Here is a 13615-nt window from a genome sequence, read left to right on the forward strand (position 1 = left end):
TTTGGCCAAGCCTGCATGTCCGTGTCGGCACGCGGGTCGCTTTGTCGTGTCAGTCCGATCCCATTTTGCCGCCGACGACGGAAAAGGCCGGTGGCGGGGCCTCTGGCTCCCGGCTGTGTTCGAGCGCGGTCCTTGGATCGGCGGCCCCGAGGCCGCTCTGCGCGCCTTGCTTCGGCGTCTCGAGGGGACCGAGGGTGTGAAGGTAGGCATCCGCCCCGCTCTGCCGGTCATAGACCGAGAACTCGGCCTCGCGATCGCGGAAGGATTTCAGCACCTGCCCCAGCCCCCGCAGACCGGTCTCCCGCTGACGCCGCACCTGGTCCATGTCCACTTCGATCGGGAACATGTCCTCCTGACCGGCGGACTGGTGCAGAACGGTCGCCGTCGGATCGACGACGATCGAGCGGCCGACGCCCCCCGCCGCCAGCCCGTTGACCGCGAAGACGTAGCATTGGAACTGCGCCGCGGTGGCCCGCGCGATGGACAGCTCCGCGTCGCGGTCCGTCGTGCCGGTCAGCACGGGGTTGAGCAAGACCTCGACCCCCTGGCTGGTCAGCTGCCGCGTCGTCTCCGGGAACCAGATGTCATAGCAGATCGACAATCCAAAGCGGCCGACATCCGGCACGTCGAAGATGCAGAATTCGGTCCCTGCCTCAACGCCCTCCTCGTAGGGCCGGAACGGAAACATCTTGCGATAGGTCGCGACGATCTCACCCTCGGGATTGATCACCACGGAGGTGTTGTAGACCTTGCCGTCCGCCGTCTTCTCGAACATCGAGCCGGGGATTAGCCAGATCCGATGGCGCTTCGCGTCCTCGCGGAAGCTGTCGAGCGTCTCGTTCGGGAAGAACTGCGCATATTGATGGAGCGGGCCGAACGGCGCCAGCTCGCTGAAGAGCACCATCTGCGTCCAGGGAAAGCGCGCCATCAGGATGTCGAGGCGGTGCCGCATGCCCTCCACGTTGGAGTGGAGGGCGGAGACGTGCATCTGAACGCCGGCGATTGCGAAAGGTGTCATATTTTCTTTTTTCTCTTGCTCGCGAATGCCGGGCGCCGGGCGCAGGCCGTAAGGCCCGGCGCCCTGCGCCCGGCGAAACTCATCGGGCCACCAGAACGGGGATCGGGCTGTGCCGGACCACCTTGTCGGCCTGGCTGCCCACCAGCAGGGTCCGAAGCTCGTTCGGCGGGTGCGAGGCCATGACGATGAGATCGGCGGACAGGCTCTCGGCGATCCGCAGGATCGTCTCGGCCACATGGCCGACGGCGACGTGAACCTCGACGCTCTTGGCCTCGGAGAGTTCTTTCTCCGCGAGGGCCTCGAGCTCGGACTTCACATGCTCCATCGCATGCTGGACGTAGTTCTCCGGCAGGTAGTTCGCCACGAGCGGGCCGCCGACATCATGGACGATTCCCAGGAGGTGGATTTTGCCCTCTCCCGCGGCGCATCTCAGAGCCAAGGGCACGGCCTGCTTCCAGCTCTCGTCATGCGCGGGATCGACGGGCAGTAGGATGTTTTCGAACATGGTCTTTGCCTTCCGTCGTTATGCCTGCGCCGTCTCGCGCCGCGCCGGGGGCGGCGTTCTCGCCGCCCGGCCCCGCTGGAGCCAGACGACAAGGGCCAGGAGGGCCAGAGCCGGGATGAACATCAAGTATTTCGACGGGGCCGGAACCGGCTGCAGGACGCGCAGCACCTCCTGATCCCAGTCGAGACCGGCATCCTGCGCCACCGAGCCGAAGGCAACGTTGTCGATGATCATCCGGTCGCCATCCTGGATGAACTCGATCCCGGCATCCATGAGACGGTCCTCGCCGGTCGCCCCGTCGCCCATCTCGATGAGGGCCACGAACTCGATCGGGTCGCCGATGTCATTGAGGCCAGCGACCCGGATGCGAAGATCCTCGCCCACTGGCGTGTTGGCCGCGGCCTCCACGATCTGCGCGGGCGGCACCTCCTCGAAGGGGGGCGCGATCATGTCCATCCAGAAGCCCGGACGGAACAGCGTGAACGCGATCAGCAGCAGCGCGATCGTCTCGTAGATGCGGTTCTTGGCCAGGAACCAGCCCTGCGTCGCCGCCGCGAAGAGAAGCATCGCGACGGTGGCGACGATGAAGACGAATATGCCTTGCGCCCAGCCCACCTCGATCAGGAGCAGCTCGGTGTTGAAGATGAACAGGAAGGGCAGCGCCGCGGTCCGCAGGCTGTAGAAGAACGCCACGACCCCGGTGCGGATCGGATCGCCCCCCGAGACGGCGGCGGCCGCGAAGCTGGCCAGACCCACAGGTGGCGTCACGTCCGCCATGATCCCGAAGTAGAACACGAAGAGATGCACCGCGATCAGCGGCACGATCAGCCCGTTCTGCTGGCCCAGCGTGACGATGACCGGGGCGAGCAGGGCCGAGACGACGATGTAGTTGGCCGTCGTCGGCAGGCCCATACCCAGGATCAGCGAGAGGATCGCCGTCAGGAAGAGGATGGCCAGGATATTGCCGCCCGAGAGCACCTCCACCACTTCGGCCAGGGCCGAACCGACGCCGGTCTGGCTGACCGCGCCCACGATGATGCCGGCGGTCGCCGTGGCGATGCCGATGCCGATCATGTTGCGCGCGCCGGTCTCCAGCCCCGAGACAAGATCCTTGAAGCCTTCGACGATCGCGCCGCCGAAGGCGCCCTCGCCGCGCATCAGCGCCAGAAGGGGCTTCTGCGTGACCAAGATGAAGATCATGAACCCCGTCGCCCAGAAGGCCGAGAGGCCGGGGCTCAGACGGTCGACCATCAGCGCCCAGACCAGCACCACGACCGGCAGGATGAAATGCAGACCAGACCGCGCCGTGGGTCCCGGCAGCGGCAACACGGTGACCGGCGCGTTCGGGTCGTCGAGCTCCAGCGGCTTTTCGCGCGAGGCGACGTAGAGCAGGCCGATATAGACCAGCGCCAAGAGCACGAAGAGGATGTAGCCGGCCGTATTCGGGAAGGCGGGCCGCAGCCAGCCGATGCCGTAATAGGTCGCGAAGGACACCACGCAGATGACGACGATCGCGAAGGCGATGCCGATGAGGCGCCGCACCAGAGGCTTGGGCTCATAGGCGCGCGGCAGACCCTCCATCCCCGCTTTCACCGCCTCCAGATGCACGATGTAGACCAGCGCGATGTAGGAGATGACGGCGGGCAGGAAAGCGTGCTTGACCACGTCGAAATACGGAATGCCGACATATTCGACCATCAGGAACGCCGCCGCGCCCATCACCGGCGGCATGATCTGGCCGTTGACCGAAGAGGCCACCTCGACCGCGCCGGCTTTTTCGGCGGAGAAGCCGACTTTCTTCATCAGGGGGATCGTGAACGTGCCGGTCGTCACCACGTTGGCGATGGAGGAGCCGGAGATCAGGCCCGTCATGCCCGAGGACACCACCGCCGCCTTGGCCGGTCCGCCCTTCATATGGCCCATCAGCGAGAAGGCGACCTGAATGAAGTAATTGCCCGCGCCCGCCTTATCGAGCAGCGAGCCGAAGAGCACGAAGAGGAATACGAACTGGGTCGAGACGCCCAGCGCGATGCCGAACACGCCCTGCGTCGTGATCCAGTGGTGGTTGACGATCTGGCTGAGGTTGTTGCCGCCATGGGCGATGATCGACGGCATGTAGGGCCCGAGCACCGTATAGAGCAGGAACACGCTTGCCACGATCATCAGCGCGGGGCCAAGCGAGCGGCGCGTGGCCTCCAGCAGCAGCATCATGCCGACGACGCCCGCCACGAAATCCGCCGGGATGGGCGCGCCGACCCGGTTCGCGATCGCGTCGTATTGCACGAGGATATAGAGTGACGCGCCAGCGCCGATGATGGCCAGCGCCCATTCCCAGGGCGGGATGTTGTCCTTCGGCGAGCCCAAGACCACCGCGCCGACGATCCCGATCATGACGATCGGAATCCACCAGGACGGCTGCCCGTCGCCCGCGGAGATCATAAAGAGCGTGCCGATCAGCAGTGGGATGCCGATGCCAAGGACCATCTGTACCTTGGTGCGGGCCGCGGGGAAGGCCGCGAAAGCCAGGAACAGCGCAAAGGCGAGATGGATCGAGCGCGCCTCGGTCGAATTGAACACGCCGAAGCCGAAGATGAACGGGAGGGGGGAGGCGTACCATAGCTGGAACAGCGACCACGCGACGGCCACGAGCATGATGAACTTGGCGACGCCCGGCGACCCCGCGCGCCCACCCGTATCCGAGGAGGCGACAAGTTCGTCGAGTTCGGCCTGGCTCAGCCCGCCGCGCCCGGCGGCGGCATTCTCGACCGCCGCAGCCTGCGTCTGGTCGGCGTCACGCTTGTCGTTATCCGTCATGCTGTCCCCCTTGAGACCGGCGCCCTGGCGGATCGGGTCGCCTTACGGAACCCAGACGGAGGCGCATGCACCCCGCGCCCACCGGGTTCGTCCTGCGGTCAATGACTTCCATGCCAGCTCCGGTGACCGCGATCCCAGACTGGCGACTTCCAGTATGTCCGCCCCGAAAAGTCCGGGGCGGACAGGGGACGGCGTTACTCGATCCAGCCGCGCTCGCGGTAGTACTGCTCCGCGCCCGGATGCAGCGGCGCGGACAGGCCGGCCGAGATCATCTCTTCCTCCTTCAGGTTCGCGAAGGCGGGGTGCAGGCTGCGGAAACGATCGAAATTGTCGAAGACCGCCTTGACCATCGTGTAGACCACCTCGTCAGGCACCGTGGCGGAGGTCACGAAGGTCGCGCGGACGCCGAAGGTTGTCACGTCCTCGTCGGTGCCGGCATACATGCCGCCCGGGATGGTCGTGTAGGCGTAGTACGGGTTGGCATCGACGAGACCGTCGATCCCGCCGCCCTGCACGGAAATCAGGCGCGCATCGACGGTGGAGGTCGCTTCCTGGATGGAGCCGTTCGGGTGACCGACCGTGTAGATGATCGCATCGACATTGTTGTCGCCGAGCGCCGCGGACTGCTCCGCGGGGGCCAACTCGGAGGCGAGGGCGAAATCGTCCATCGTCCAGCCCAGCGTGTTCATGACGATTTCCATCGTCGCCCGCTGGCCGGAGCCGGGTGCACCGATATTGACGCGCTTGCCCTTCAGGTCGTCGAAGGTCTCGATGCCGCTATCGGCGCGGGCGACGACCGTGAACGGCTCGGGATGCACGGAGAAGACGGCGCGCAGATCCTCGAACTGGTTGCCTTCGAACTGGGAGCTGCCGTTATAGGCGTGGAACTGCCAGTCCGACTGCGCGACGCCCATTTCCATGTCGCCGGCCATGATCGAGTTGATGTTGGCGATGGAGCCACCGGTGGAGGGCGCCGTCACCCGGATCCCGTGATCGCCAGTGCCACGGTTCACCAACCGCGCGATCGACTGACCCACCACGAAGTAGACACCGGTCTGACCACCGGTCCCGATGGTGACGAATGTATCCTGGGCCGAGGCTGCGGTCCCGCCAAAGGCGGTCACAGCCGCGAAGGCGGCGATCTTTGCGAGTTTCATCTATGTCTCCCTGACATCGATACTTGGTTTTGGTTTTGGCGGCTTTCATGCCGCTTCTTTCCCGCTCGACGGCATCGCTCCCACCGCGCGATTGCCTCGCGCCGGCCGGCGATGCCTTCTCGTTGGCCGTCAGCGCGCGCCAATTCGAGCACCTCTATGGTTTCGCATTTTCTGGAAAATGCAAAGACCAGATGAAACGACCCGCCTCATCAGAAGGTCGGCGGCGTGCAAGCGCTTACGATCACGCAGTCCTGCGACCCGATATTTCGGAAGCGATGCGGCAGGCGGCTGTCGAACATGTAGCCATCCCCCGGGTTGAGGACGCGCGTTTGGTCGGCGACGGTGACCTCGACGATTCCCTTGATGACGACCCCCGCCTCCTCGGCCTCGTGCCGCAGCATTTCGGCGCCGGTATCGGCCCCGGGCGGATAGGTCTCGTAGAGCACCTGAAGCGAGTGCCGCGCCGCGTTGCCGAGCTGGCGCAGAGAAACCTTGGCGGTTTCGCCCAGCCCCAGATCCTGCGGCGAAAGCTCGGTGAACTCGTCGGCGGCGTAGAAATATTTGGGCGCCCCATCCTCTTCGATCTCGGCGAAGAACTCGCTCAGAGGTATGTCGATGGCGTCGAGGAGGCTCTTGAGGGAGGCGACGGACGGGCTCGATCGGTTCTGTTCGATCTGGGAGATCGCCCCGCCGGTGAGCCCGGCACGCTGCGCCAGCTCCCGCTGAGACAGCTTGCGCGCCTCGCGCACCGCCCGCAATCGACCGCCGATATCCAAGCGCAAACCTCTAAGCATCCGTCCACTATACTAAGCAACACATACGGGCAGCCCGTCAAGCTCCCAAAATAAACGTATTATTTGCGATACTTAACATAATGCACCGCCGGATCGATCCGCGGGACACGCGGGGCAATTGACAAATAATCTATTCATCGATTAGAAAATTGAGCACTCCGATCCTCTGCCCCAGGATAGCCCAACATGCCCGACACGATCCAGAAGCCCGCCCCCGCCAAGCGCAGCAAAGCGCGCAAACCTGCCGCCAAGCGCAGCACCGAGAAGGCGCCCGCAGCGGCCCCGGTGACGCCCCCCGCCGCCGCGCCGCTGACGCCGCAGGCGACCAACGCCGCTCTGCTCGCGCGCCGCGACGCCGCGGTGCCGCGCGGCGTGGCCTCCGCCGCGCCGGTCTTCGCGGCCCGCGCCGAGAACGCCGAACTCTGGGACGTCGAGGGCAACCGCTATATCGACTTCGCAGGCGGCATCGCCGTTCTCAACACCGGCCACCGCCATCCCGGCGTCATCGCCGCGGCCAAGGCGCAGGAGGATCTCTACACCCATACGTCCTTCCAGGTTGTCCCCTACGAGCCTTACGTCGCGCTCGCCGAAAAGCTAAACGCGCTCGCGCCGGGCGACTTCGCCAAAAAGTCGCTGCTCGTGACCACGGGTGCCGAGGCGGTCGAGAACGCCGTTAAGATCGCCCGCGCCGCCACCGGCCGCCCCGGCATCATTGCCTTCTCCGGCGGCTACCATGGCCGCACGCTGATGACGCTGGGCCTGACCGGCAAGGTCACGCCCTACAAGAAGGACGTGGGCCCCTTCCCCGCCGACATCTTCCGCGCCCCCTTCCCCGACGCCCGCAACGGGATCACCGTCGAGGATGCGCTGCGCGGCCTAGAGACGCTCTTCCTCACCGATGCCGACCCATCGCGCGTCGCGGCCATCATCCTGGAGCCCGTCCTCGGCGAAGGCGGCTACCATCCCGTCCCGGCCGAGATGTGGCAGGCGCTGCGCGCGATCTGCGACAAGCACGGCATCCTTCTGATCTCGGACGAGATCCAGGCGGGCTTCGGCCGGACCGGCACCTGGTTCGCCATCGAGCATTCCGGCGTCGCGCCGGACCTCATCACCGTGGCGAAATCCATGGCCGGCGGCTATCCGATCGCCGGCGTCGTGGGCCGCGCCGAGGTTATGGACGCGCTCGCCCCCGGCGGGCTGGGCGGCACCTATGGCGGCAACCCGGTGGCCTGCGCCGCCGCCCTCGCCGCCATCGAGGCCATCGAGAGCGAGGGCCTGCTCGCCCGCTCCACCGCTTTGGGCGAGACCATGCGCGCGCGCCTCGCCGAGATGGGCGCCCGCAGCGCCCCGTTCCGCATGTGGGACATTCGCGGCCTCGGCGCGATGCTGGCCGTCGAATTCGTCTCCGATTTCGAGACCGCGAGCCCCGATGCCGCCTTCACCAAATCGGTGATCGCCCATGCGCTGCGCCGGGGCCTGATCCTGTTGTCCTGCGGGATGCATGGCAACGCGGTGCGGATCATGGTGCCGCTGACCGCCTCCGACGCGATCATCGAGGAGGGGCTGTCGATTTTCGAGGCAGCCCTGGCCGACGCGGTTGCGGAAGGGATGCTCACCGCGGCAGAGTAGAGATACGTAGGGGGCTGGGCTATAGCCCGGCCCCACCCCTCGCTCCGAAGGGACCAGACCCATGGGTCATGTTTTTCCCCGTCACACGCGTCAAACGCTCCCCGTCGCCGTCGGCGGCGACGGATGTTACCTCATCGACCACACGGGAAAGCGCTATCTCGACGGATCGGGCGGCGCGGCGGTGTCTTGCCTGGGTCATAGCGACGCCGATGTCGTCGACGCGATCAAGGCGCAGCTCGACAAGATCGCCTTCGCCCATACCGGCTTTATGACCTCCGAACCGGCCGAGACGCTGGCCGATCTGCTCATCGAACACGCACCGGGCGATCTCGATCGGGTCTATTTCGTCTCCGGCGGGTCCGAGGCCACCGAGGCCGCCATCAAGCTCGCCCGGCAGTATTTCGTCGAAAAGGGCGAGATCGGACGCGGCCGCATTATCGCCCGCAAGCAGAGCTACCACGGCAACACCATCGGCGCCCTCTCGGCGGGCGGCAACGAATGGCGGCGCGCGCAGTTCGGCCCACTGCTGTTGGATGTCAGCCATATCGACCCCTGCTACGAGTACCGACTGCGCCGGGACGACGAGAGTCCCGAGGACTACGGCCGCCGCGCCGCGAACGCGCTTGAGGAGGAGCTGCTCCGGGTCGGGCCAGATACGGTCATGGCCTTCATGGCAGAGCCCGTCGTCGGCGCGACCGCCGGCGCCGTGCCTCCCGCGCCAGGCTATTTCAAGCGCATCCGCGAGATCTGCGACAAGTACGGCGTCCTTCTGATCCTAGACGAAGTCATGTGCGGCATGGGCCGCACCGGCAGCCTCTTCGCCTGTGAGCAGGACGGGATCGCCCCCGATATCGCCTGCATCGCCAAGGGCCTCGGCGCGGGCTACCAGCCCATCGGTGCGATGCTCTGCACAAGCGAGATCTATGACACCATCGCCGCCGGGTCCGGCTTCTTCCAGCACGGACACACCTATATCGGCCACCCGACGGCAACGGCCGCGGGCCTCGCCGTGGTGCGCGCGATGCTGGACCGCGGGTTAATTCCCCGCGTGGTCGAACAAGGCGACAAGCTGCACCGGAAGCTGACGGATCGGTTCGGCCAGCATCCCCATGTCGGCGACCTGCGCGGGCGCGGTCTGTTCCGCGGGATCGAGCTGGTCGAGGACCGGGCGAGCAAGGCGCCGTTCGACCCGTCGCGGGGCGTGGCCGGGAAGATCAAAAAGGCGGCCTTCGAGGCCGGCCTGATCTGCTACCCCATGTCCGGCACGATCGACGGGCGGACCGGCGACCACATCCTGCTGGCCCCGCCCTTCATCATCGAGGACGACCAGCTCGACGAATTGGTCGACAAGCTCGACACGGCAATCGCCGCGGTGATCTGACGCGAGGGGGGCCGATCCCCCCCCTCACTGTCCCCCTCCAGGTTCCGCCCCATGCCCGACCCGCTCCATCCCGACCGCTGGCCGCCCGAGATCGCCGACATGGCCGGCGGCTATGCGGGCCGGCTCAATGTCTATCGCATGATCGCCCACCATCCGGCGCTTCTGCGCGCCATGGACACGCTGCGCGAGCATGTCGTGAACCGGACGGCCCTGGGCGCCGAACGGTCCGAGGTCGCGATCCTGCGCGGGGCGCATCGGCTCGGGTCGAGCTATGAATGGGACCAGCACATCCTCCGCGCCCGGGCACGCGGCCTGAGCGACGCGCGCATCGCGTCGATCCGCGGGCCGCTGGAGGAGATGGGCGACGAAGACCGGCTGATCGTCCGCGCCGTCGATGAGCTATTCGACGACCGGATGCTGTCGGCGGACACCCTCGCGGCGCTCGACCCTGTCCTGGGGGCCGAGGGCATCCTCGATCTGATCGCGACCGTCGGATATTATTCCGTCCTCGGCTACACGCTGAAGAGCTTCGCTGTTCCCCAAGACGAGGACATCGCTGCGGCCTTGGCATCGCGCCCGCTGGGGGACGCGGAGGGCTAGTCGGGTCAAATCGCGCCCGGCGCGACAGGCCCGTCAGCCCAATTCCAGCGTGCCCACCGCATAGATCGCACCGGACGGCACCGGCGGCCTGCCCCGATACATCCGCGCCGTGTCGAAGCCCGGCGTCATCCCCGAGGCCGCGCAATGCGACGCGAGCGCCGTCGAGGCCCCGGGCACGTCGATCACGACCTCTCCGGGATGGCGCGCGGCACAGGCCGCGATCAGCCCCGCCGCGGTCTCCAGATCCTCGGCGACCAGCGGGCCGATCTTGACCCCGTCGCGGCACCGCCGGACGGTCGCGAAGCCCTCCACCTTTCCCGCGCGCTCGGAGACGAGCGTCTCGCGAGTCGCGCTCCCGCTCAGCCAGGGCCCCATATATCTGGGCTTTTCGACGCCCGAAGCCCGCCCCTCCATCTCGATCAGCAAGGGCAGGTCGGCGGCTTGGGCGGGGCGGATGCCGGGCGTCTCGCCGGGCGCCGGCCGCCCGGCGAAGCGGACCGTGCCGGACACCGGCTCGAACCCGGAGGCGGCGTAATTCGCCTGCTGCGCCGGCACCCCGTCCAGCCCGATGGTCCGGTCTCCGGCATGGGCGATCGCGTGGTGCCAGAGCGCCAGTCCGATCCCCTGCCCCCGCCAGTCGGGCCGCACGAGATAGAGGCCCAGAAACGCGAAAGCCTCGGTGTGATTGACGACCGAGATCGCGGCGACCGGGCCGGACTCCGCGTCGGCCAGGAAGAAGCCGCTCGGGTCTGCGGCCAGAAACGCCGCGGCATCGTCCAGGCCAGGGTTCCAGCCTTCCGCCGCGGCCCAGTCGAGGACTTGGGCGAGATCCGCCTCTGTCATGGTGCGATGCCGGATCATCCCCGCCCCTAGCGCACGTGCTGCGGCGCGACCCGCGCCACCGCAGGGCGGGCCAGAACGCGGTCATGCAGGGCCATCAGCCGTGGAAAGTCCGCCACCGCCACGCCATCCCCTTCCAGCCAGCGGAGCACCGTCCAGAGGTAGATATCGGCCACCGAGAACGTGCCCGCGACCCAGTCTCCCTCCATCCGCGATTCCAGCCAGCGGGCCGAGTCGGTCATCGTCTCGGGCACCTTGGCGCGCATCGACTCCTGTGCGGCCGGATCGTCGGACCAGCGATGGCCGCGCATCTTATGCGCGTGGTTCACATGGGCGGTCGAAGCGAGATAGGTCATCGTCTCCCGCGCGCGGGCGCGGAGCCAGGGGTCCGAGGGCATCAGCGCCGGGGCCTGGGTCTCCGCGATCCATTCCAGGATCGCCATGGTTTCGGTCAGGATGCCCTCGGGCGTCTCCAAGGCGGGGACGCGCCCCTTGGGATTGACCGCCAGATAGGCATCGGAGGTCTGGTCCCCGGCCTTGAAATCGAGCCAGTGCAGCTCGTAGTCGGCCCCCGCCTCCTCCAGCGCCGCATGGACGGCGAGAGAAATCGTGCCGGGGGCGAGGTGGAGTGTCAGTGTCATGGACGGCCTTTCGCGTTGTCGAGCACGATCTTGCCGACATGGCGCTTGGATTGGAATGCCTCCTGCGCGGCGGGCAGGTCCGCGAGCGCGAACCTAGCCGCCACGGACGGCACCAGCCGTCCCGCCTCGACCTCGGCGATGATCTCCGGGAGGGCGCTGGCCGGCTGCTCGGTCGAGCCCAGAAAGGTCAGGTCCTTGAGGTAAAGGTCGCGCAGGTCCAGCGGCACGATCGGCCCGGCGATGGCGCCCGAGACGACATAGCGGCCCCGCCGGACCAGCGCCGCGATCAGCGCGGGCCAAGCCGGGCCGCCGACGAGGTCGACGATCACGTCCGCGCTGTCTGGCGCGGGCGTGTCATCGCGGGAGATCGTGGCGGACGCCCCCAGGGCGCGGACGGCCTCCGCCTTGGCCGGCGCGCATTGCGCCACCACCTCCGCCCCGCGCAGCGCGCAGAGCTGCACCGCCGCCGCCCCCACGCCACCCGACGCGCCGGTGACGATGACCCGGTCGCCCGCCGAGACCGCGGCCCGAGAGACCATCGTCTGCGCCGTGCCGTAAGCGCAGGGCAACGCCGCCAGCACCGTGTCCGGAAGGTTCGACACGACGTCCAGCGCATCGACCGAGCGTGCCACGGCGTAATCCGCGAACCCGCCATCGCATTCGGCACCGAAGGTCCAGACAGGCGCGTCCTCCCGCTGCTGGAGGGCGCGGACCAAAACGCGCGCGCCGATCCGTGCCTCGGCCACGTCCGCACCGACCGCGACGATCCGGCCGCAGCAATCCGCGCCCTGGACCCGCGGTAGCGACAGCGCCGATCCGGCCCAGCCCGCCGCCGCATCCTCCGGTGTCGCCACGTTTGAGGTCGCGCCGGTGACGGCCTTGGAATACCAGCCGACCCGCGTGTTGATATCCGTGTTGTTCACCGAGGAAGCCCCGACATCGATCAGCACCTCGCCCGGCCCGGGCCGCGGCACCGGCAGGTCGGTCCGCCAGGACAGCATCTCCGGCCCGCCATGGCCGGTCAGGTGCCATCCGCGCATCACCTCGGGCAGATCGGTCATATCAACGCTCCTGGACAGATGGCGAAGCGGTCGCCGGTGCGAGCCAAGACGCGCGTGGCCCCTTCTTCAGGCATCTCGCTTCGGTCTGCGACGGCCCAGGTCTCAGGCCATTCGCACGCGCGTGCAAGGGTCCGCGCCGCGTCCCCGGCGCTGGGAGGACCGGAGCACGGTCCGGCTGCAGGCCCCGCGGCACGGATCGGCCGAGGACTTGCCGGCCAGATCGGGCCAGGGCGGAGGGACGACCGCGTCCGGCTAAGCAGAGCCGTGCGGACGGCCCCCGCCGGACCGATCTCGACCGCCCGAGGCAGCGACCTCAGCCGGCGGCGAGCTGATTGTGCTTGCGCGCCATGAATTGCTTGGCCGTCTCGACCGCGACGGCCGCGTCGCGGCAATAGGCATCCGCCCCGATGGCGCGCCCGAACTCCTCGTTCAGGGGGGCGCCGCCCACCAGGACGGTGTAATTGTCGCGAATGCCCTTCTCGACCATCGCGTCGATCACGACCTTCATGTAGGGCATCGTCGTGGTCAGCAGGGCCGACATCCCCAGAATGTCAGCGTCTTCCCGCTCGATCGCCTCCAGATAGCTCTCGACCGCGTTGTTGATGCCCAGATCGACCACTTCGAAGCCGGCGCCCTCCATCATCATCGAGACCAGGTTCTTGCCGATGTCGTGGATGTCGCCCTTGACCGTGCCGATCACCATCTTGCCCACGCGCGGCGCACCGGTCTCGGCCAAGAGCGGCTTGAGGATCGCCATCCCGCCCTTCATGGCGTTCGCGGCCAGCAGCACCTCGGGCACGAAGAGAATCCCGTCGCGGAAGTCGTGGCCCACGATGGTCATGCCGCCCACCAGGGCCTTCGTCAGAATGTCGTAAGGCTCCCACCCGCGCTCCAGGAGGATGGTGACGCCTTCTTCGATCTCCTCCTTGAGACCATCGTAGAGGTCGTCGAACATCTGCTGAACGAGCTCGTCGTCGTTCAGTTCACTCAGGACGATGTCGTCTTCTTCGTCGGACATGCGGATTCCCTTTCGCCGGCCCAAAAGCCCCTTGACCAAGATGTCGCACCCCGTCCGATGACGAACGCGGCGAAAACCGACAGCGCACGGTCCCCAGGCGACCCTGAGATCCTTATCTGCCGATCCGCCGTCGCACGAGACGCGATCTGCGTCCAAT

12 protein-coding genes are annotated in these 13615 nt (G+C 67.3%); 3 read left to right on the plus strand and 9 right to left on the minus strand.

All coding sequences use genetic code 11. The features are described from left to right. Positions 1-49 precede the first annotated feature (49 nt). The 5 genes from DTQ71_RS06565 to DTQ71_RS06585 all read right to left on the minus strand — a co-directional run bounded on the left by DTQ71_RS06565 (position 50) and on the right by DTQ71_RS06585 (position 6270). The gene (locus DTQ71_RS06565) at positions 50-1018 is read right to left on the minus strand and encodes a carbon-nitrogen hydrolase family protein (RefSeq protein ID WP_109563474.1); all 969 of its coding nucleotides are present in this window, start codon (positions 1016-1018) and stop codon (positions 50-52) included. Between the two features lie 79 nt (positions 1019-1097). Continuing rightward, on the minus strand, positions 1098-1523 hold the full coding sequence (locus DTQ71_RS06570) for a universal stress protein (protein ID WP_109563475.1): 426 nt from the start codon (positions 1521-1523) through the stop codon (positions 1098-1100). Between the two features lie 18 nt (positions 1524-1541). Continuing rightward, positions 1542-4337, minus strand: coding sequence for a TRAP transporter permease (locus DTQ71_RS06575; RefSeq protein ID WP_109563476.1), 2796 nt, complete (start codon positions 4335-4337; stop codon positions 1542-1544). Positions 4338-4531: 194 nt separating this feature from the next. Beyond that, positions 4532-5494, minus strand: coding sequence for a TAXI family TRAP transporter solute-binding subunit (locus DTQ71_RS06580; RefSeq protein ID WP_109563477.1), 963 nt, complete (start codon positions 5492-5494; stop codon positions 4532-4534). Between the two features lie 209 nt (positions 5495-5703). Further along, the gene (locus DTQ71_RS06585; protein ID WP_109563772.1) at positions 5704-6270 is read right to left on the minus strand and encodes a cupin domain-containing protein; all 567 of its coding nucleotides are present in this window, start codon (positions 6268-6270) and stop codon (positions 5704-5706) included. Positions 6271-6474: 204 nt separating this feature from the next. Between DTQ71_RS06585 and gabT the strand changes: the two genes are divergently transcribed. The 3 genes from gabT to DTQ71_RS06600 all read left to right on the plus strand — a co-directional run bounded on the left by gabT (position 6475) and on the right by DTQ71_RS06600 (position 9898). Further along, complete coding sequence (gabT, locus tag DTQ71_RS06590) at positions 6475-7917, plus strand: 4-aminobutyrate--2-oxoglutarate transaminase (RefSeq protein ID WP_109563478.1); 1443 nt, start codon at positions 6475-6477, stop codon at positions 7915-7917. 61 nt (positions 7918-7978) lie between these two features. Further along, complete coding sequence (locus DTQ71_RS06595) at positions 7979-9298, plus strand: aspartate aminotransferase family protein (RefSeq protein ID WP_109563479.1); 1320 nt, start codon at positions 7979-7981, stop codon at positions 9296-9298. A gap of 51 nt (positions 9299-9349) precedes the next feature. Next, positions 9350-9898 (plus strand): carboxymuconolactone decarboxylase family protein, encoded by a 549-nt coding sequence (locus DTQ71_RS06600; RefSeq protein ID WP_109563480.1) that lies wholly within the window; start codon positions 9350-9352, stop codon positions 9896-9898. Between the two features lie 33 nt (positions 9899-9931). Here the strand turns inward: DTQ71_RS06600 and DTQ71_RS06605 are convergent, their stop codons facing one another. The 4 genes from DTQ71_RS06605 to DTQ71_RS06620 form a co-directional block, all read right to left on the minus strand. Further along, positions 9932-10759 carry a GNAT family N-acetyltransferase gene (locus tag DTQ71_RS06605; protein ID WP_109563481.1) on the minus strand — a complete coding sequence of 276 codons (828 nt, stop codon included), beginning with the start codon at positions 10757-10759 and terminating at the stop codon, positions 9932-9934. An 8-nt stretch (positions 10760-10767) separates the two neighbouring features. After that, entirely contained in the window at positions 10768-11379 is a 612-nt protein-coding gene (locus DTQ71_RS06610; protein WP_109563482.1) for a glutathione S-transferase family protein, read from the minus strand. Then, positions 11376-12440 carry a zinc-binding dehydrogenase gene (locus tag DTQ71_RS06615; RefSeq protein WP_109563483.1) on the minus strand — a complete coding sequence of 355 codons (1065 nt, stop codon included), beginning with the start codon at positions 12438-12440 and terminating at the stop codon, positions 11376-11378. Before DTQ71_RS06615 ends, DTQ71_RS06610 begins: the two co-directional genes overlap by 4 nt. Before the next feature lie 313 nt (positions 12441-12753). After that, positions 12754-13458 carry a corrinoid protein gene (locus DTQ71_RS06620; protein ID WP_109563484.1) on the minus strand — a complete coding sequence of 235 codons (705 nt, stop codon included), beginning with the start codon at positions 13456-13458 and terminating at the stop codon, positions 12754-12756. Between the last annotated feature and the right edge of the window lie 157 nt (positions 13459-13615).

This window comes from Jannaschia seohaensis, from assembly GCF_900116765.1.
Lineage (GTDB): Bacteria > Pseudomonadota > Alphaproteobacteria > Rhodobacterales > Rhodobacteraceae > Jannaschia > Jannaschia seohaensis.